At 63.6% G+C, this 20,297-nt stretch carries 15 protein-coding genes and 1 pseudogene; 6 read left to right on the forward strand and 10 right to left on the reverse strand.

The genetic code is table 11. From position 1 onward, the window contains the following. Positions 1 to 27 precede the first annotated feature (27 nt). Positions 28 to 1,287 (forward strand): glycosyltransferase family 2 protein, encoded by a 1,260-nt coding sequence (locus ACFQS4_RS06485; protein ID WP_497902836.1) that lies wholly within the window; start codon positions 28 to 30, stop codon positions 1,285 to 1,287. Beyond that, the gene (locus ACFQS4_RS06490) at positions 1,284 to 2,363 is read left to right on the forward strand and encodes a DUF354 domain-containing protein (protein ID WP_497902837.1); all 1,080 of its coding nucleotides are present in this window, start codon (positions 1,284 to 1,286) and stop codon (positions 2,361 to 2,363) included. Before ACFQS4_RS06485 ends, ACFQS4_RS06490 begins: the two co-directional genes overlap by 4 nt. A 76-nt stretch (positions 2,364 to 2,439) precedes the next feature. On the opposite strand, the gene ACFQS4_RS06495 is transcribed toward ACFQS4_RS06490, so the two are convergent. The 8 genes from ACFQS4_RS06495 to ACFQS4_RS06530 all read right to left on the reverse strand — a co-directional run bounded on the left by ACFQS4_RS06495 (position 2,440) and on the right by ACFQS4_RS06530 (position 11,404). Next, positions 2,440 to 3,618, reverse strand: a complete 1,179-nt coding sequence (locus ACFQS4_RS06495; protein WP_497902838.1) for a tyrosine-type recombinase/integrase — start codon at positions 3,616 to 3,618, stop codon at positions 2,440 to 2,442. 308 nt (positions 3,619 to 3,926) lie between these two features. Next, positions 3,927 to 5,450 (reverse strand): MATE family efflux transporter, encoded by a 1,524-nt coding sequence (locus ACFQS4_RS06500; protein ID WP_497902839.1) that lies wholly within the window; start codon positions 5,448 to 5,450, stop codon positions 3,927 to 3,929. A 162-nt stretch (positions 5,451 to 5,612) separates the two neighbouring features. Next, a complete protein-coding gene (locus tag ACFQS4_RS06505; protein WP_497902840.1) occupies positions 5,613 to 5,918 on the reverse strand; it encodes a MazG nucleotide pyrophosphohydrolase domain-containing protein in 306 nt (101 codons plus the stop codon). A 179-nt stretch (positions 5,919 to 6,097) separates the two neighbouring features. Then, positions 6,098 to 8,065, reverse strand: a complete 1,968-nt coding sequence (locus ACFQS4_RS06510; RefSeq protein WP_497902841.1) for a DUF7282 domain-containing protein — start codon at positions 8,063 to 8,065, stop codon at positions 6,098 to 6,100. A gap of 177 nt (positions 8,066 to 8,242) precedes the next feature. Continuing rightward, entirely contained in the window at positions 8,243 to 8,758 is a 516-nt protein-coding gene (locus ACFQS4_RS06515; RefSeq protein WP_497902842.1) for a helix-turn-helix transcriptional regulator, read from the reverse strand. A 226-nt stretch (positions 8,759 to 8,984) separates the two neighbouring features. Continuing rightward, positions 8,985 to 9,344 carry a hypothetical protein gene (locus ACFQS4_RS06520; RefSeq protein ID WP_254159788.1) on the reverse strand — a complete coding sequence of 120 codons (360 nt, stop codon included), beginning with the start codon at positions 9,342 to 9,344 and terminating at the stop codon, positions 8,985 to 8,987. A gap of 259 nt (positions 9,345 to 9,603) precedes the next feature. After that, on the reverse strand, positions 9,604 to 10,614 hold the full coding sequence (locus ACFQS4_RS06525) for an NAD-dependent epimerase/dehydratase family protein (RefSeq protein ID WP_497902843.1): 1,011 nt from the start codon (positions 10,612 to 10,614) through the stop codon (positions 9,604 to 9,606). A gap of 169 nt (positions 10,615 to 10,783) precedes the next feature. Further along, positions 10,784 to 11,404: a non-canonical purine NTP pyrophosphatase gene (locus tag ACFQS4_RS06530; protein ID WP_497902844.1), complete on the reverse strand. Its 621-nt coding sequence runs from the start codon at positions 11,402 to 11,404 to the stop codon at positions 10,784 to 10,786. A 108-nt stretch (positions 11,405 to 11,512) separates the two neighbouring features. Between ACFQS4_RS06530 and ACFQS4_RS06535 the strand changes: the two genes are divergently transcribed. The 3 genes and pseudogenes from ACFQS4_RS06535 to ACFQS4_RS06545 all read left to right on the forward strand — a co-directional run bounded on the left by ACFQS4_RS06535 (position 11,513) and on the right by ACFQS4_RS06545 (position 15,600). Beyond that, positions 11,513 to 12,277, forward strand: a complete 765-nt coding sequence (locus tag ACFQS4_RS06535) for a VOC family protein (protein WP_497902845.1) — start codon at positions 11,513 to 11,515, stop codon at positions 12,275 to 12,277. A 665-nt stretch (positions 12,278 to 12,942) separates the two neighbouring features. Next, positions 12,943 to 13,044, forward strand: a pseudogene (locus ACFQS4_RS06540) (surface glycoprotein); the annotation flags it as partial. 159 nt (positions 13,045 to 13,203) lie between these two features. Next, positions 13,204 to 15,600, forward strand: coding sequence for a DUF7827 domain-containing protein (locus ACFQS4_RS06545; RefSeq protein ID WP_500193755.1), 2,397 nt, complete (start codon positions 13,204 to 13,206; stop codon positions 15,598 to 15,600). A gap of 1,100 nt (positions 15,601 to 16,700) precedes the next feature. Here the strand turns inward: ACFQS4_RS06545 and ACFQS4_RS06550 are convergent. Next, positions 16,701 to 18,239, reverse strand: a complete 1,539-nt coding sequence (locus tag ACFQS4_RS06550) for an HTTM domain-containing protein (protein WP_497902847.1) — start codon at positions 18,237 to 18,239, stop codon at positions 16,701 to 16,703. A gap of 223 nt (positions 18,240 to 18,462) precedes the next feature. Here ACFQS4_RS06550 and ACFQS4_RS06555 point away from each other — a divergent pair, with 223 nt between their 5' ends. Further along, positions 18,463 to 18,897: a thiol-disulfide oxidoreductase DCC family protein gene (locus ACFQS4_RS06555; RefSeq protein WP_497902848.1), complete on the forward strand. Its 435-nt coding sequence runs from the start codon at positions 18,463 to 18,465 to the stop codon at positions 18,895 to 18,897. Between the two features lie 27 nt (positions 18,898 to 18,924). On the opposite strand, the gene grxC is transcribed toward ACFQS4_RS06555, so the two are convergent. After that, the gene (gene grxC / locus ACFQS4_RS06560; RefSeq protein WP_497902849.1) at positions 18,925 to 20,289 is read right to left on the reverse strand and encodes a glutaredoxin 3; all 1,365 of its coding nucleotides are present in this window, start codon (positions 20,287 to 20,289) and stop codon (positions 18,925 to 18,927) included. Positions 20,290 to 20,297 lie beyond the last annotated feature (8 nt).

The following is a 20,297-nucleotide window of genomic DNA, read 5'->3' on the forward strand; positions in this document are numbered from 1 at the left end:
TACGTCGCCTGCGCGGAGGTGAGCACCGTGTACCGAGCACACAGCGTCGGCGTCGTGGTGCCTGCCTACAACGAGGAGGGGTTCGTCGGCCGAGTGATCGAGACGATGCCCGCGTTCGTCGACCGGGTGTACGTCGTCGACGACCGTTCGACGGACGGCACCTGGGACGAGATCACGCGCTACGCCGAGCGGGCGACCCCGCAACTTGTGACGGACGGAAACGGTTCCTCGAGCGCCGTCCAGGCCTCGAGTGATGGAGGGGGGCGGGCCGATCGTTCTGACCAACCCGACCGGACGGCTCCCGACGGCGGCTCGAGCGTCGCCTCCAGCACCGATGCCGAGACGGATCGCCTCCCAGAGACGGACCTGAGCAGCATCGAGCGAGAACGCGAACTCGACCGCCCGATCGACGACCACGCACAGCGGTCCGAAGCCTCCCTCGAGACGTCCGACCGCTCGGGCCAGCGTGACGACGAGGCCAGCAAGGACGCCTCGACGACGGTCGTTCCCATCCGCCACGAGCGAAACCGCGGCGTCGGCGGCGCCATCAAGACCGGCTACCAGCGCGCCCTCGAGGACGGAATGGACGTCACCGCGGTCATGGCCGGCGATGCTCAGATGGACCCCGATCAGCTACACCGGCTGCTCGATCCGATCGTCGAGGGCCAGGCCGAATACGCCAAGGGCAACCGCCTCGCGGACCGCGACCACCGCGAGTCGATGTCGAACTGGCGGCTCTTCGGCAACGTCACCCTGACCGTCCTGACGAAGGTCGCCAGCGGCTACTGGGAGATGATGGACCCCCAGAACGGCTACACGGCCATCTCGAGGGGAGCGCTCGAGGCCGTCGACCTGGACGCCCTCTACGAGGAGTACGGCTTCGCGAACGACCTGCTCGTCGAACTCAATACGGCCGGCTACCGGATCGCGGACGTGTCGATGCCGGCGGTCTACGGCGACGAACGGAGTCACATCGAGTACCGGACCTTCGTACCACGGCTCTCGAAACTCCTCTTGACGGGCTTCCTGCGCCGACTCGGTCGACGGTACGTCGTCCGCGAGTTCCACCCGCTGGTGGTGCTCTACGGGCTCGGCGTCGCGGGTTGGTTGCTGGCGACCGCGGCGTTCGGGTGGGCGGCGGCCAATCGCGCCCGTGCCGAGACGCGGACCGGTCGAATCGGCTGGACCGTCCTCTACGCCTTCCTCGGGGCGATGTGTCTCGCGTTCGCGATGACGCTCGACCACGAGGCCAACGTTGGCACGGTGACGGTGGTGACCGAGGAATGAAGGCCGTCGTGACCATCCAGCACCCCGCCCACGTCCACTTCTACCGCCACGTCATCGACGAACTCGAGGCGCGGGACCACGAGGTGTTTGTCTTCGCCCGCGAGAACGACCTGGCCGTGCCGCTGCTCAACGCCTACGGAATCCCCCACGAGGTGCTGACGGGCCCCCAGGACTCGCTGTCGGAACTCGCGAAGGTGCAACTGGCCTACGAACTCCGCCTGCTCCGGCGAGTTCGGAAGATCGGTCCGGACGTGATGACTGCCATCGGCGGCGTCGCGGTCTCGCACGTCGCCCCGCTCGTCGGCGCCCGGAGCGTCGTCTTCGTCGACAACGAGGGGACGACCTCCCACCGGATCACGACCCCGTTCGCCCACGTGGTCGCCACCCCGCGTCACTACGACGAGGACTACGGCGCGAACCACGTCCGCTACGACGGCTTCCACGAACTCGCCTACCTCCACCCGGACTACTTCGAACCCGATCCGGATGCGCTGGTCGCCCACGGCGTCGACCCCGACGCCACGTACTTCGTCCTCCGGTTCCGCCGATGGGACGCGCTCCACGACGTCGGCGAGGGTGGCCTCTCGCTCGGGGGCAAGCGCCGCCTCGTCTCGATGCTCGAAGAGTACGGCGACGTCTACATCACGAGTACGGACCCGCTGCCGTCGGACCTCGAGGCCTACCAGCTGCCGGTGGCGCCGACGCTGATCCACGACCTGCTCTACTTCGCCGACTGCTACGCGGGCGACTCGGCGACGATGGCGACCGAGTCGGCACTGCTCGGGACGCCGACCGTCCGCATCCAGTCGTTCGCCGCCCGCGAGACGGACATGACCAACTTCGTCGAACTCGAGGAAACTTACGACCTGCTCCGGTCGACGCCCGACGAGGAGGAGGGACTCGAGCTGGTTCGGGAAATCGTCCAGGACCCCGAGACGAGGACGCGCTGGCGAGCGCGTCGGGAACGGCTGTTCGAGGACAAAATCGACGTCGCGGCGTACGTTACGGAACTGCTCTGTGAGCAGGGTGGGGCGGCGGTGGGGACGGTCGAACAGCGGGCCGTTTCGGCGGACTGACCTCGGGAACCGGATCTCGAGCCTCGAGCCTCGAACATCGGGCCACCGGGCGCTCGGGGTGCCCGCGTCGCCTCGATCAGGATTCGTCCGCGTCGACGTCTGTACCCGCGTTCGCGCCCGCGTCGACATCCACCTCCACGTCCACCAGATCGTCGACACCGCCGAGCCCCAGGTCGGGCCGATCCTCGACGACGGCGATCGATTGCTCCGACGACTGTTGGCGGAGGGCCGTCTCCACCGACGCTTGTTCGCCTGGATAGGTTCGCTCGCCCAGCCCCGTCCGCGCTCCCCGCGGGGTCAGGTAGTCCCCACCGACGTCGATCTCGGCGGCCGTACACAGCCGCTTCAGGATCGAACGCGCGCCCTCGGTGGTGATCGCCGGCGGCGCGATAGCGAACCGTCGCGAGAGTTCCGCGGACGTGTGCTTCTCACAGAGCGATTCGATCTCCTCGGTGTCGAACCCGCGTTCCTCGAGGACCGTTCGCACCCGCCGGGCGACCGAGGGGGCGTGACGGGTCGGGAACAGCGGCCACTCGTTCGAGGGCGGATCCTGGACGACGCGGTAGCGCCGAAGTGGCGTCCGCGCCGAGGCCGGCAACGGGACGTCCTCGAGGCGCTGTGATCGCCCCAGGACGCGGATCGTTCCCGAGTAGAAGTCGACGTCGGCCCAGGTTGCCCCGGTGCGGCGGTCGTCCTCGGGCACCCGGAAGAGTTCGGCACCGCGGACCCCGGAGTGAGCCAGCACGGCGACCATCGCGTACTCGCGCAGTCGGGCGAGGCGCTCGGATCTGGGGGCGTCCTCGGCCTCGAGCGACCGCTCGCGGACGAACGCCTCGAGCGCGTCGCGCTGCTCGCGGGTCCAGGATCGGTCGCTGGCGTCGGCGCCGTCGTCGACCGGGAGGGCTCCCTCGGCGGCGTCGGTCGCGGCCGGATTGGTCTCGAGGATGCCACCGCGGACGCACCAGGAGAGGAAGGCCCTGACGACGGCGAAGTAGGTGCCGGCCGTCGAGGCGGTGTAGTCGCCTCGGCGGGTTCTGTCGTCGAGTTCCTCGGCGTAGGCGCGCATGTGTTCGACGTCGAGGTCGAACAGCGAGGCGACGGCGTGTTCGCGCTCGAGCCACTCGGCCCACCGACGGAGGACGGACTCGGCGTTCGAGGCGTAGGTGCCGGCGCCGGGCCCGTCCGGGTTGCCGACGGCCTTGCGCTGGAGGTAGGCGTCGACGGCGTCGGCGACGCGAACGCGGACCTCGCTCACGTAGCGATCACCTCGCGTCGGTCGCCTTCGTCTGATCCGTCGCCGTCCTCACATTCCTCTGGTCGCTCGTATCGATCGCGTTCTTCCCGCTCGCCGGACACCACTCGCCCCTCGCGCTGGATGCGACGTCGAGCGCTCGAGAAACGACTTTGAAATAGTTGGACAGAGGACGCGACGATCGACGCGTCTCCCTCGACGCCACCCCTTGCCGAGCAGGACTCGACCGTCATTCTCGTCGCTTCCTACTCGAGCCTCGTACATCTGCGTTTCGGTCTCGAGAAACGGAAAGAAAGTTACCGCTTCGGCCGTCAGTCGTCCGCCGTTGGCGTCTCCGGGCGGTACGACCGGCTGATTCGCTTCCACTTCCCCGTCGAGAACCGGTAGTAGTTGACCGCCGCGGGGACGGTCGTTTCGGCGACGAACGCGAGGTACAGGCCCATCAGCCCGATCGCGGGTATCGAGATGCCGGGGACCGCAATCGTGGCGTCGACGAGGGGGACGGCGGCCTCGAGCGGCGGGAGCTCGAGGCCGTTCGCGCCGAGGTACGCGAGCGGAATCGCGAAGCCGAACATCCCGAGGAACTGGCTGTAGAACGGCCACCGGGTGTCGCCGCTGGCGTTGAGCGGGCCTGAGGCACCGCCGGACACGCCGCGAAGCACGACGGCCACGCAGGCGGCGTGGACGAGCGAGACGGCGATCGGAATCGCGGGATCCGTCGGATCGTTGCTGAACAGCAGCGTGATCTGCTCGGCGAAGACGAAGACCAGGAACGCAGAGACTGCGTAGACGGCGACGGCGAAGCGGATGATCTCGCGGCCGTACTGCTCGGCCGTCCCCTCGTCGCCGGTGCCGAGTACCTGCCCGACCAGACTCGAGGAGGCCAGCCCGAAGCCCCAGCCGGGAGTGTTCATGACGCCCCAGATGCGTCGGGCGATGACGTAGGCGGCGACGGTGTCCTCGCCGAAGACGTCGACGATGGCGAGCATGGGGAACTCGGCGAGGGTCCAGACGAGGTTGGTCCCGAACACGGGGAGGCCGATGGTGACCAGGTCCCGCAGCGTCGGGGTGTCCACGTAGCTCCCGACGGGATCGACGCGGACGGGAAATTCCCTCGTCCCGGGCAACCGACCAGCGGTCAGGCCGACCGCGAACACCGCGGTGACGACGACGTTCGAGAGGACGGTCCCGAGGGCGGCGCCGACGACGCCCAGGTCGAGGCCGAAGATCAACACGGCGTTGATCCCAATGTTGGCGACGGCGCCGCCGGCCCGGACGACCATCGGGGTCCAGGCGTCGTCCATGCCGACGAACACGCGGCTTCCGATGAGGTTGAGTCCCGCGAAGGGGATGCCGAGGGCGACGACCTGGAGGTAGTCGGATCCGTACCGAATCGCGTCCGGGTTGTCCGTGATCAGTCCGATGAATGACTCGGCGTACAGCCAGAAGGTGGCCGTAATCGGGAGCGAGACGACGACCACGAGGAAGACGCTCGAGCGAACGGCCTGTCCGAGCTGGTCGTAGGCCTCGGCGCCGTAGCGCTGGGAGACGAGCGCGATGGTGCCGCCGGCGACCCCGCCCCCCACCGAGAACGCGAGCCCCCAGAACGGGCCGGCGAATCCGACGCCGGCGATGGCCGACGAGCCGACCGCGATACCGACCATCGCGACGTCGACGGCGCTCTTCGACATGCGGGCGATGCCGGTGACGATGCGCGGCCACGCGAGGTCGGTCGTCCGCCGGGCCCGTTCGCGCTCGATCAGCCCCGCTCGAGCGAGGGCGAAGCCGATCCAGAGAATCAGCAATCGAAACGGGTTCGGGACGCGACGGACCACCGGAATCACGCGAGCCTAGAAGCCTCCGCTTAAAAGCACTTCCCGACGCGGCATGGTCGACCGGTTTCGAATCGAAACCATTTGTCACGGGTGGGGTTCGCACGCCCTCTCCTCGTTCGCGACCCTGGCTTCGACTTATCGCTCGTCTTGGCCGTCAGTTCCTCACGATCCAGAGTCCGGGCTCCCGCTCGTCTCGAGCCGTCGTTCGTACTTCGCGAGCGATTCCTCGAGAGCGTCTCCGGCATCGACGTCGACTTCGGTACAGAGTGCGAGCAGGGCGAAGAGTGCATCTCCGAGTTCGTCTCGAGCGATGGCGACGACCTCGGGGTCAGCCCCGTACGTCGTTGACTCGTTGATCTCCTTCGCCACCTCGCCGACCTCGGAGGCGAGGTCGAGGGCGCGATAGGCCGGATCCGTCTCGAGGTCGTGACGCTCGAGAAATGCCGTGACGTCGTCCTGGGCGTCCATGACTGGGACGTGAGGCGATCGATCGAAAAGAGCATCGGTTTCCTGTGACTACTCGAGCGAGTCGACTGGTTCACTCCGTCGGTCGTCCGTTCGGCACCTCGTCAGTTTCTCGAGCGGACGCACGTTCACGGGTCCGGTGACGGGCGACTGAAAAATAGCGATTCGACGTCCGGTCGTACTTAGACCGGTCCGATGACACCGATCGGGATACGGGAGTCCGTATCCGTGTCGTCGGTTTCGTTGTCGTCTGTTTCGTTGTCGTCGTAGTCGTCGGTCTCGTCAGTGTCGTTGTCGTCAGTGTCGGTTTCGTTATCGTCTGCATCGTCCTCGTCAGTCTCGGTGTCGTCGTCCATCTCGTCTTCCTCCGTCAGCTCGATGAAGGCGACCTCGCCGAACTCGTCGGTGAGGACCATATGGACGTACTCACCAGCCTCGACGCCGGTGGTGTCGACCTCGAACTCAACCGTATCGCTCTCGTCACCGTCGAGCGTCACCGATTGTGACTCGATGAGGTCGCCCTGGAGCCTGAATTCGACGTCCTGGGTGGCCTCCTCGTCGTTGGGATTGGTGACGGTCGCATTGACCGTGATGGTGTCACCGGCGGTGGCGTTCTCCGGTGCCTCGAGGCTTTCGATGGTGAACGATTCCATGTCGCCGTCGAGGCCGTCGTCAGTCTCGTTGTCATCGAGGCCATCATCAGTCTCGTTGTCATCGAGGCCATCATCAGTCTCGTTGTCGTCTAAGCCGTCGTCGGTCTCGTTGTCATCGAGGCCATCATCGTCGTCGAGACCGTCGTCTGTTTCGTTGTCATCGAGACCGTCATCATCGTCAGTCTCGTTATCGTCGTGGCCATCGTCATCATCGAGACCATCATCGTCAGTCTCGTTATCGTCGTGGCCATCGTCATCATCGAGACCATCATCGTCGGTCTCGTTGTCGTCGAGGCCGTCCTCGTCAGTCTCGTTGTCGTCGAGACCATCGTCGTCATCGAGGCCGTCCTCGTCGTCTAGGCCGTCATCGTCGGTCTCATTGTCGTCGAGGCCGTCATCGTCGTCAAGGCCGTCGTCGGTCTCGTTGTCGTCGAGACCATCGTCGTCAGTCTCGTTATCGTGGACGCCATCCATGTCGTCTTCACCGTCGACGACGGTTACGTTCTCTTCGTCACCCAGCATCTCCTCGAGCCGGTCGAGCGCCTCCTCGTCGTCGAGGACGAGGATGTAGACGTTCTCGATCGTGACTTCCTCGATCGTCACCGACGAGAAGTTCGCGTTGACGATCGTCACGCCGTCTTCGACGGCGTCAGCGTCGGACTCCATGACGGGAGCGTCGTCGCTGTCGTTGGTTGGTTCTTCGTCGGCGTGGTCTGCCGGTTCTTCGTCAGCGTCGTCGGCTGGTTCCTCGTCAGTGTCGTCGGCCGGTGGTTCGTCAGCGTCGTCGGTCTCGTTATCGACGCCGTCGTGCTCGTCGTCAGCGTCGTCGCCGTCATCCTCCTCGACGGGGCACTCAGACGGCTTCTCAGCTTCGGCGTCGTCGGTCTCGTTGTCCGCTTCCGAGTCCTCGACGTCGTCGGTCTCGTTAGCCGGCTCTTCTGCCGACTCGAGGGTCACCGCAGCCTCATCGGTCACCGGCTCACCGTCTTCGGTGAGGTAGGGACCGTCGTCTTCGCCCTCGGTCTCGACGAAGTCGTAGGTCTCGTTGTCGTTCGTATCGAGGTGGGGCATCGCGATCAGCGTCTCGCTCTCCTCGAGCGAGGAGTCGAGTTGGACCTCGACGTCTTCGTGCGTGCCCGCCTCGAGGTACTCGGAGGTTCCGAGGACGCTCTCGAGAGCGTTGCCGACGAGCAGTGAGCTATCGTGGATCGTCACGAAGCCGCCTTCCTCCATCGTCACCTCGTCGACGACGACGGAGGTCCCGTCGGTGGTCTGGTCGCTGAACGTCACGCTCGCGGACGGTTGTGCGGTCTCGTTGTCCGCTTCGCTAGTGTCGTTCTCTGTGTCGTTCGCTGTATCGTTCTCTGTGTCGTTCGCCTCGTCGTCCTGTATTGCCAGGCTCGCTCCTGATGCGGATGCCGCCCCCACCAGGGCAACACCACTCGTCAGCATCATAAGGGCGACGAGTACGACGACTACGTGTTTTCGTGTGCTCATGTCATCTCGTGCCGTAAAGGCGTTCGAAACTTGACGAAGGCGGGCATAAACCGGCCCAACGCTTTCGACGGGAAACGACAAACTGCTCCTTACCGTCGCCGTTCCAACCGGCGCCCGCGGCAGAAATGAGGCATTTCGTTGGGGTTTGCGTCGGACACCGCGTCGTGTACTCGATACCTACTGGGGATCGCGCGGCGGCTCGCTCGAGCGGCTCGCGGTGGGCTCGTTCCCCCGAATACACACGAGGTTCTCGCGACCGATCCGCAACTTCGTGATCTCGCCCTCGTCCTCAAGGTCGGCCAGCAGGCGACTCACCTTCGCCTTCGACCAGTCGACTGAGTCGACGATCGCCGACTGCTTCATCCGCCCGCCGTTTCGCTGGATCAGCGAGCACACCTGCTCGCGGTCGGTAAGCATCGACTCGCCCTCGGTTGAATCCCTCGAGTCCGCCTCGGCCCCGGCCTCGAGTCGCTTCCGGAGAACCAGGCCACCGCCCAGAAACGCCAGCGCCAGGATGCCGACGATCGCGGCCAGGTGAGACTCCTCGCCGCCCTGGGTCTGGGCCTGGAGGCGTGTCTGGAGCGCGAACACCTGTGCATGTGTCTGGGCACCGATACCGGTGATCGACCACTCGAGGATCGACCACTCGGCTGGGGCGGATACGACCGGGTTGGAGATGGTGGCTGGATTCATGCGACGAGTGTAAATCGGTTGAGACTGGTCGATACGCCGTTCTGTGGGGGTCTGTCAGCAATCATCGACACGTGGCGCTAAAGTAGTTTTTATAAGAGTACAAGTGATATTGTATTCGGCGACACTCAGGCGACTCGAGAGGTCGCCTCGAGGTCGCGTCCGGCGCGGGGAGAGCCGGCGTGTGACGTTCATCGAGGCTTCAACAATTCGATCCGACAGTCTCGGCTCAGACGCCCGGGACCCCCGCCGCGTCGAACGTCGTCACGCCGAGGAACGCGAGGATGTAGAGCACGATGAGCACGCTCAGCCAGGCCACGAGCGTGATCGCTGCCGCCTGAATCCAGCCGCCTGGATAGCGGGCATTGATCACCGTGAGGTACGCGATGAGGACGATCGCTGGGCCCAGGAGTGGGATCCAGCCGAGGAAGAACCCGACGACGCCCCAGACGATCGCCCCGATGAGAGCCGTGACCAGGGCGTAGGTGTAGTCCTCCGTGTCGACGATGACTCTGGCCCCGACGTAGATTCCGAGGGCTCCGATGAGCAAGCTCACGGCGAACACGATGATGCTGTCGATTGTAGCCATACCCAGGGAGTAGGGCCGCTCCATCGTTAGTTATCGGCGTCCTACACGCACGCGAGCGTGACTCCCAAGAAGCCGTGGCTGTCTCGAGTCTCTCACGTGGAGGCTTCGTCGGATTCCCGTCGCCGTACGTTGTAGCTTCCGTGACGATTACCGAGTCTGAAAGCGAATTCTGACCCAGATCGTGGACGGGGCCGTCCGACACATCCTGCGCGTCCTGTCCACTCTTCCTGTCCTGCGCGCACTTCACGTTCTACACGTCCTACGCATCCTGCCGGCTGCCGGCCGTCTCTCGCTCGCCACCGACCTCGTTCGTCGGTCGACCCGCTGCCCGCTGCGCCCCTCGAGAGTCCGTCCCCGCTTCGACGAGCCGCTCGAGCCCCGACTCGAGGTCGATTCGTGCCGCAAAGTCGAGCTCGTCGCTCGCTCGAGCCACGGACGCGACGCTGTGGCGGACGTCGCCCGGGCGGGGCTCGACGTGGACGATGTCCGAGTCCGAAGCGGTGACGTCTCGGATCGTCTCGGCGAGCGTCCGGATCGACGTCCGCGTACCCGTTCCGACGTTGTACGCCTTCCCGACCGCGTCGGTCGTCGCCGCCAGGAGGTTCGCCCGGACGACGTCCGAGACGTGTACGAAGTCGCGCGTCTGCTCGCCGTCGCCCTCGATGGTGATCGGCTCGCCGGCGCGAGCCTGCTCGAGGAACGTCGCGATCACGCCGCTGTAGGGACCCTGCTGGCGAGGGCCGTAGGCGTTGAAGTATCGCAGGGCTACCGTCTCGAGGCCATATAACTGGTTGTACGCGCGTGCGTAGTGATCGAGGGCGAGCTTCTGGATCCCGTACGGCGAGGTCGGACGCAGGGAGTCCGTCTCCGCGACCGGAACGCTTTCGGGGTGGCCGTAGATCGCCGCGCTCGAGGCCAGGACGACCCGGGCGTCCTCGAGGCGGGCCTGCTCGAGCACGCCCAGGGTTCCCTCGAGGTTGACGTCGTTCGTATGCCGGGGGTCGTCGACGCTCTCGGTGACGCTAACGATGGCGCCCTCGTGAAAGATGACGTCGACGCCGCGAGCCGCGCGCTGGAGGGCGATCGGATCGCGGAGGTCGCCCTCGATCACGGTCGCGTCGTCGTGGACGTGCTCGCGCGTCCCGTTGACGAAGTTGTCGAGGACGCGAACCTCCGCGTGGGGAGCCAGCGCGTCGACGAGGTGGCTGCCGATGAAGCCGGCGCCACCGGTGACGAGGACGCGGCGGTCGGCGAGTGGGTGTTGCTCCATCGGGGAGGCCAACCAGTCGCCCGCGGTTTAGTATAGGTGGCGTACCCCGTCGTATTCGATTCCTACGGGTGTCGGGGTACTCGAGTCGTTCGCGTCGTCCGAGTCGTTCGCACCGTCTAATTCATTCACGTCGCTCGAGCCAGTTCGTCACTCGAGCGGGTTCCGAGGACTACCGATCCGCGTACCAGTCGGTGAACGCGGCCAGCGCACGCCCGCGATGGGAGATGGAATTCTTCTCCGCGGCCATCATCTCCGCGAACGTCTGCCCGTTGTACTCGAAGATCGGATCGTAGCCAAAGCCCGCCTCGCCCCGCGGGGCGACGATGGTTCCCGCGACCGACCCCTCGAAGGTCTCGACGCCCTCGGCGTCGGCGTAGGCCATGACCGTGCGGAAGTGTGCGCGACGATTGGATTCGTCCTCGGCCTCGAGCAGTCGCCAGACGCGTTCGACGCCGACGGTCGTCTCGACGTAGGCCGAGTATGGCCCCGGGAAACCGCCGAGGGCGTCGACGAAGAGGCCGGTGTCGTCGACGAGGACGCCGTCGATGTCGGCTTTCTCGGTCGCCAGCTCGTCGTCTCCCGCTAGCTCGCCGTCGCCCGCTAGCGCGTCGCCAGTTGTCATCGCGTCGTAGGTCTCCCGAGCGCCCGTCGCAGCGATCTCGCCCAGGTCGTCGCTCTGGATCTCGGTGTAGTCGTACTCGATCTGCTCGAGGACCGCCTGCCCGTCGAGGTACTCGCGGGCCTCCTCGAGTTTGCCTGCGTTGCCGGTGGCGAAATAGAGTGTGTCCATACGCGTGGGCGCGCACGGGAGCGGGAAAGCGCCGTCGATTTCTCCTCTTCTCTCCCCCCGGTCGCCGCCTCCGCTAGCCTTTTCCTCCCGGCGGCCGAGTTTCTGGGCATGGACGCTACGCTCGATCACGTCATGCTGCGCGTCGAGGACCTCGAGGAGAGCCTGGAGTGGTACGGCACCCACTTCGACTACGAGGAGAAGGGACGCTGGGAGGCCGACACCTTCACCAACGTCTACCTCGGTCCCGAGGACGACCACGAGGATGGCGCGGTCCTCGAGTTGACGTACAACCACGACGATCGGAGCTACGAGGTGGGCGACGCCTGGGGACACATCGCCGTCCGGGTTCCCGAGGACGAACTCGAGTCGAGCTACCAGCAGCTGATGGACGAGGGCGTCGAGGACTACCGCGATCCTGAGTCCTGCGGGAACCGCTACGCGTTCGTCAAGGACCCCGACGGTCACGAGATCGAGATTGTCAAGCGCGACTACGGGGCGAAGTGGAGCCTCGACCACACGATGATCCGCGTCGAGGACGCCGACGAGGCACTTGGCTACTGGACGCGGAAGTTCGAGTACGACGAGATCAGTCGCTGGGAGTCGGACACCTTCGCGAACTACTTCGTCCAGCGGGAGGGGGCCGCCCCGGAGGAGATGACCGTCGAACTGACCTACAACTACGACGGTCGGAGCTACGAACTGGGCGACGCCTGGGGTCACCTCGCGGTCTCCGTGGACGACCTGAACGAGGCCTGGGACCAGTTGCTCGAGCGCGAAAGCGAAGACTACCGCGATCCGGAGTCGTGTGACGACCGCTACGCGTTCACGAAGGATCAGGACGGCCACGAGATCGAGATTGTGACTCGAGACTGAGTTTTCGAGAGCGATCGACAGTCACGAACGCTCTTTTGCGCTTCCACGGTATCGAATCTTCTCGCTGATCGATGGTGTAGTGTCACAGCTTCGTCTGGCTCGAGTAGTTTGGGAACTTCGAGTGGTTTGAGCAACTCGAGCAGCTCGAGCGGTGCGCCCCTCGAGAGCCGGTCTCGGGTGATCACGCTGTGCACGACTCGTTTCGAGCCAGCCAAATCGTCGTCACGTCGTCATCACGTTCGCCACCACTCCCGTGACTGGTTGGATCGTTGAAGCGGTAATCCGGTCTTACGATCACTCGAATACTCCATCCTCTCGGCAATCCTGGACACTCACTCCCGGCAGATAGTTCGGTCTGATCACCAGTGCTGGAGTCAATCCTGAGCCAAACCGTGACCCTCACTACTCCGTGACAGTTACTGGCCTTTATATGTATTCTCGAGTTGTACGTCGACCGTGTTCGGCGCTAATACCGGGCTGAACGGGGTCTGAGGGGGATTGTGCAGGGTTGGCACACCTCGAGACCACCACAAAGCATTTATAACAATGGCTCTTCGGTATCTAATACCCCTACCCAGGGTGACAGTAGTAAGTATGGCCTCACGCACGGTAATGTGCGATTGGCAGGAACGATACTGTTGCCGTAACAGAATACAACGATAACAATGACAGGCAATTATAAGGATAAATTCAGCGCAGTCGTCATGGCTACGCTGATGGTCCTCTCTGTGGTCGCGATCGGTGGCGCTGCCCTCGCGGGTTCCGCCGCTGCGTCGAACCACAGCGACCTTTCGGTCGAACAGGGACCTGTATCCTATGAGGATTCAAACGGTAACGCATTGATTGAGATCGTCTTCGACGGATCTCCAAGCGAATTTACAGCTGATGAGATCGCCATTACGGACCGTAATGGAGATGACGTCCCCGTGGAAGATGCCGATCTCACTGCCACCGACAACCGGCTCGAAATCGCACTGAGCGAGGCACTCGCGCCTGGCGCAACTCTCGAGCTCTTCGGTGAAGACGAGTACGACATCGAGTCGACTACCGTGACGATGGCCAACGACGATCAGCCTGAGGCCTATGTCGGCGAAAACGTCGCAATTGTCAACGATGACCTTGCTGGCGACACCGTCGAAATCGAGGCTCCTGATGGCACCATCACGCGTGGTCTCGGAGCCGACAGTCACGTTCGGACGCTGGACACCAGCGGCTACGAAGCCGGTGACCAGATCAACGTCACGTTCGAAGAGGATGGTCAGACTTCCACTCTGACTCTCGATGACCTCGGTCTAGAGATCGGGGATGTCTCAGAGTCCTACTATGACAGTGACACTATTGAAGTGTCCGCGGAAGCAGACAATATCGGTCTGGATGTCGAGTTCGAACTTCTTAACAGCGACGGAGAAGCCGTTGCTACTTCCGAAGTCAAATCACTCGACTCCGAAGGTCAAGCATCCGCTGAGTTCGACCTGAGCACGATTGAGAACCTCGAGACGGGTGACTACACGGTCCGCGTCTCCGAGATTGACAGTGGTATCTCCGACGAGACTGACTCGTTCTCGGTCGAAGAAGCCGACGCTAACGTCGCCTTCGACTCGAGCACCTACCAGGCTGTCTCTGGTGACGTCGGCGAAATCACCATTCAGTTCGAGGAAGGTGCTGAGCAAGCGACCTTCAACCTCGTCGAAGAAGACGAGAACTACGAAGCGAACGTGACGGTTGAGGACGGAAACGGTGACGGCGAAGTGACCGTTCTGTTCAACACCTACCAAGCAGGCCACAATGGTGACACCTTCACTGCGGAGGATGACGATGACAGCGTCACCATTAAAGACGAGAACAGCGAACTGGGCAACGCTCACTTGCTGCCCGCTGACTTCGACCTGGAACTGTTCCAGGGCGACTCCGTCGACACCGGTAACGAAGTTGACGCAGCAGTTCTCCTGCTCGAGGCCCGCTCGACTGGCGACATCTCGACGTACGTGGCCCCCGAGGACACGGCCGTCGATGCTGACATCGAAGACGTGATCGCTGACATGACCGAAAGCTCGACGCTCGCCGAAGACGACGTCTTCGTGACGCAAGTCGAAGCCAACGGTCTGTACGGCTACATGCTCAACAGTGATGGTGAGTTGGTTGGAGACGGTCTGGCGCTCAACTTCACTGACACGGAAGACCCACGCTACGGTGACGCCGACAACATCGAAGTCAACGACCTCATTGACGCTGACAACGCTCAGATCGTCACTGACGCCGAGAACGAGACGTTCTACGTCGTCGCTGACCTCTCCAGCTACGAAGGCGCTAATGACGAAAGCGTTGACGCTGGCGAAACCTGGGAGGTCTCCTTCTCCGTCAACAGTGACAACCCGTACGTCACTGCTGACGAAGACGAAGAAGTCTCCAGTGAGTTCAACGTTGAAGAACGCACGCTCGAGTTCGAGAACGTCAACGACGACGACGTTGTCGAAATCGGCAACAGTGCAGAATCCGAAGTCGCCACATCGACCAACGTCGCCCCAGGTACGGAAGTTGACTTCCGCCTGCGCTTCGCGACCTCGGTCATGACCGAGACGGCCGAAGTCGGTGACGACCACCGCGCCGTCGCGACGTTCGACCTCAGCGACCGCGAGGTTGGTGAGGAACTCGATACCGTCCGCGCAACCGGCGCTGTCAACGAACAGGCCGAGCACGCAGGCGTGATCGTCGAAGCCGAAGACGACTCTGACGATTCCCTCGAGAACTGGAAGGCTACCGCGAACCTCCCCGAGGACGCTGTCGAAGGTGACACCCTCGAGTTCTCCGTTGACCTCGAAAACAACGGCGACGAGGAGGCCACGACTACCGTTCAGCTCGTCTTCGACGGGAAGAACGTGATCGACGCGGAAGAGACCGTCGGCGCTGGCGAATCCGTGACGCTCGAAGGCACGGACAGCAAGGCCACCGCTGATGACTACGAGTGGTCGCTCGTCGTTGGTGACACGGTCATCGACGAGGGCACCCTCACGGTCGAAGAAGGTGAAGACACCGACGGTAACGACACCGACGGTGACGACACTGACGGTGACGACACTGACGGCGACGACACTGACGGTGACGACACTGACGGTGACGACACTGACGGTGACGACACTGACGGTGACGACACTGACGGTGACGACACTGACGGTGACGACACCGACGGTGACGACACTGACGGTGACGACACCGAAGACGACGATGACGACGAAGGCGATGACGGTTCGCCCGGCTTCGGCGTCGCTGTCGCTCTCGTCGCACTCCTCGGCGCTGCGATGCTGGCACTCCGCCGCCAGGACTAAGCAGCTGAACTAACCGGAGCAGTTCCGGTCCCGCGGTTTTCATTTTATCGAACGCTACACCGATCAGCGACGGCGTTCCGTCCACCCTCGCTCAGAACCAATCGAGGCGACGATCGATTCCACTACCGTGAACGTAGCCGACCGCTCGAGCACTCGCGTTCCACGTCCACGAAAAGTCCCCACGACTGGACGGCCGTCCTGGCGGTCCGTCGACAGCTACCACGGCATTCGATTCACGGTCACAGTCCATGCCAGTTCGTGCGTCGTCCCTCTCTACTCACTTGTGTCCCGCTGGCGGCTATTGCATCGTCACCGACGCCGACGACTGCCGACGTAAGGACCTGCCTTCGGTGATCGTCGCTGCCGGTCGTCAGAGTTGACGGCGGGGCCGTCCAGTTCTCACGGAAACGTCCGGTGCCACACGGCCAACCCCGTGCTGTCCTGGAATCGTCATCGTGGACGGCGCTACTCGAGAGATGATAGGCAACACTACTGGTGGTGAAAGCGGGCCGTCCAAAAGCGCATCGGACCGTCCACGAACTACACCAAAACGTTCCTCGGGCTCACCTCGTCGCGAACAGCATCGTTTCTGTGAGATCGTGCAGGTTTCCTTCGTGGGCCGATCGATGGCTACGCCCGGCGCTCGACACACACCACACCCAATCGTGGCGACTGCGACCCGGACCCGACGCTGCGCTTCGTCTCGTCACGATTGAGTGGTGGCCACCGCCTCCGCTCGGTCAACCAGTCGCCAGCGTAGACGGCGTTTTTCGTCGCTGTTCCTCTCCCGTTCTCGGCCTCGCCCCTTCTGGACGTACCCGGCTCATCGTAGTCGGCTCATCGTAGCCGGCTCACCGCTCGCGATTCACGGCATCGCTATTCTGCGGTACTTCGTACTCGAGTCTTTCTCGAGGCCAATTCGTCGAGTCGGACGACGGGCACCCGTAGTCGGGCCCGACAGATCCAGGTGCGAGTCGGTTAGACAGCCACGGATTGCTCGAGGCACGTACAGTCCAAAAACGTGTACAGACGGCGTTCGAACTCGACCGAAAACGCTCGGATTCAACGGCCTCCGACCGTCGACTCCGTAACTGAACGTCTTAGCTGGACTCCTGGATGAACTCACCCGAACAGTCGTACTCGATGAGTTCGAATCGGGCGATATCCGGCTCTTCTCCCCGCTCGGCGCGGTCCGTTAGTCCGTAGATGGTGACGGTCTCGAGCTGGGTGTCGTGTTCGTCGTTCCAGCGATGACAGAGGTAGTTCGCCGTGTAAGAGCGGTGATTCTCGTTGCCGGCGTAGCGCATGTTGCTGAGGTACTTCCGCCACCGCGCCCCGTCGTAGGTCGCGTCGACGCTCGGCGGCCGATCCCAGTCGACTTCCTCGCCGTGCATGGCGTCGACCTCCGACCCGTCCTCGAGTTCGCCGGGGACGACGAACCACTTGGCATTCGAGGTGGGGTTCGGTGCGAACATCCGCCAGCTCTGGTCAATCATCGCAGTGTCGATGACCTCCTCTGCAGGGTCGGGAACCTCGGTGTAGTCGACGGCCTCGGCGTTGGCGAAGAGGACCAGGAGCAAGAGCAGCGCCGGAATGACCGAGAAGAACGCACCACGACTGCGCTCGAGGACACTCGAGCGCGACGGCATCGGGACGTCCACTGCAGGAAATCGCGGAACGACCGCCTGCAGTCGTGCTACTCGCGCTCGGAGCGGCGCCGCGATGCCAACGTGGGCGGCAAGGGCGGTCGCGTGGTCCCATATCACCGGTGGATAGAACAGAAGTAAGCCGGCGATGACGATCAGCGGAAACAGGCCGATGCGAAGCGTGACGAGCATGCCGAGGTGCATGCCGACGAACAGCGTCGCGAGCAGAGCACGGCGGTAGCCCGTGAGTGCGATCAGGAGCGGCGAGAGCACGATTAGTGCGACCCAAACGTACGAAAACAGTTGCAACAGGAAGACCTGGTCCGCGAGAACGTTGCCGAGCAAGATCGTAAACTGATCGGCCTGGAAGATACGAACGAGCGCTTCCCCTTCCATCCACACGTCGCTCCGCCACTTGTGGATAGCGTTGGTGAAGTACATCAAGAACACCTGTAAGAGCACGGCCATCGTCGCCTCGCTGGCAATCGTCGAACGTTCCCGATCGATTCGCCTGGCGTCGATCGACCACCGTTCGCCAAGGGGGAGAAAGATCCCCCACAGCAACAGCAGGCGCAAGAGGATGTCGCCGCCGTTCGTTACCATTGGGTTTCGAACGTGCAGTGAGACGAGCAAGAGCCAGGAGACGATCGTTGCGAGTCGAGTTCGGTACCCGAGGACCATCGCGAGCGCGAACGCGCCCGCGATACCGAACAGGAGCGCCTGGAACCAGGCGTCTCCAGAAATCGCGTGTATCGAGTATACGTCGCCGTAATCCGAGTGCAACGCCTCGAGCGGGAGGACCCCCTTGTCGGTGTGAAACGCGTGGAAATCGCGAGCGCGGTTCAGCAGGTCGAGGATGATCAACAGCCCGAGAGCGATTCGAAACGCGGCGAGCGCCCGGAGATCGATCTCGAACCGTCGCTGGAGGGCGGTGGCGAACCGATCCATGGCGGCTGACAGCCGGTCCAGAGTGGAGGTGGATTGCGAGGACATCGTTTGGGTCGACCGTTTCCGAGGTGTCACGCGCAATGACGCATAAGTTTGTTGTCTCCTTTGTCGCTCAGTTTCGATCGACGTGGACTCGTGAAACTTTCTGACGTATACTCGAACAGCAGGTCCTTGTACCCGCGAATCCGCGAAAATCTCGAGCTGAGACCATCGACCCCAATCACCGCCATCGGAACGCTGAACTGCACCCCAGCGAAAGGTCCGACCAATGAGCGTCGACCTCGAGGTTCCCGCAGATGCCCCCATTCTCCTCTTCGACGGCGTCTGCAACCTGTGTAACGGCTTCGTCCAGTTCGTCGTGCCCCGCGATACGGAAGAGCAGTTCTACTTCGCGTCCCTCCAGTCCGACGTGGGCAAAGCGCTGTGTGCCGAACACGGTCTCCCGACCGACGAACTCGAGTCGGTCGTCCTGATCGAGGGCGAGGACAGTTACGTCAAGTCGGGGGCGATCATTCGCACGGCGAGACATCTCGGCGGGATCTACGCCTTGCTGTCGCCGTTTCGGTTCGTCCCACGCCCGGTTCGGGACTGGGCGTACGACTTCGTCGCGACCCGGCGCTATCGCTGGTTCGGGAAGAAAGAGCAGTGTATGATGCCGACGGGGGACGTACAGTCGCGGTTCCTCGAGCGAACCGACTCCTGACTGGAGTCAGGTATCAGCCGACAGTCGTCAGTCGTCGGCCGCAGGAACTTCCTCGCTCTCTTCGAGCACAACCTCTTCGCGCTCTCGCTCGAGGTCCTCTAAGTACTCGTCGGCGTCGATGGCGGCCTTCGAGCCCATGCTCGCGGCGGTGACGGCCTGCTGGTAGTGGTAGTCGACGACGTCGCCAGCACCGAAGATGCCGGGGACGGCGGTTTCGGTCTGGCCGCCGCCGTCGCCACCTTTCGTCTTGAGGTAGCCTTCGTCGTCGGTCTCGATGCCCAGTCCCTCGAGGTAGTCGGTGTTGGGCGTGTGGCCGATGGCGAAGAAGACGGCGCCGACGTCGAAGTCGAACTCCTCGGTTTCGGGGTCGTCGAGGCGGTCGGTCGGGTGCCCCTTCTCGTTGCGGACGAGGGTGACGTGATCGACGCCCGCCTCCTGGGAGCCGTGAATCTCGATCAGTTCGGTGTTCTTCATAATCTCGATGTTGCCGTCCTCGACGTGCTCGTGGACCCGGTCGATCCAGTAGTCCTCGGCGCGGAACTCCTCGCGGCGGTGGGCCAAGTAGACCGTGTCGGCGAACTTCGTGAGGAACGAGGCTTCCTCCATGGCCGCGTCGCCGCCGCCGACGACGAGCATGTCCTCGTCCCGGAAGAACGCGCCGTCGCAGGTCGCACACGTCGAGAGCCCGTAGCCCATGAGTTCGTCTTCACCGGGGATACCGAGGGTGCGGGCGCTGGCGCCGGAGGCGACGATGACGGCGTCGGCGGTGTAGCGGTCGCCGTTGGTGAGGTCGACGCAGAAGGAGTCCTCGGTGGCCTCCTCCACGACCGACGGATCCTCGAGGCGCTCGACGTTTTCGACGATGCCGTTTTTCAATTCGGCGCCGAACTGCCGGGCCTGTTCCTTCATGTTGTTCACGAGTTCCGGGCCGCTGATCCCCTCGGGGAAGCCGGGGTAGTTCGCCACGTCGGTCGTCAGGGTGAGCTGGCCGCCGGGTTCGTCGCCCTCGATGACCAGGGGCTCGTTGTTCGACCGACCAGCGTAAATGGCCGCTGTCAGGCCGGCGATACCCGTTCCGGCGATGAGCAGGCGACGGTGCTCGATGACCTCGCAGTCGTCGTTGCGGGCGATCCCGAGCAGCTCGTCGAGTTCGCCGGTCTCGTCGAGCGCGCTGGTCTCGTCCCAGCCGCCGATCAGTTCGTCGTCGATAAACACCTCGGGCGCGGTCTTGCGACCCTCGGCGCGGTCGACCATCTCCTCGAACAGGTCCTCGTCACCCGTGACGTTGTACGTCTCGAAGGCGACCCCTTTGGCGTCGAGGAGGTCCTTCGCCTTCTCGCAGTACGAGCAGTTCTCTTTGGTGTAGATTTCGACTCGAGGGGCGTCGCTCATGTATCCGT

This window comes from Saliphagus sp. GCM10025317 (assembly GCF_042663665.1).
Classification (GTDB): Archaea; Halobacteriota; Halobacteria; order Halobacteriales; family Natrialbaceae; genus Natronosalvus.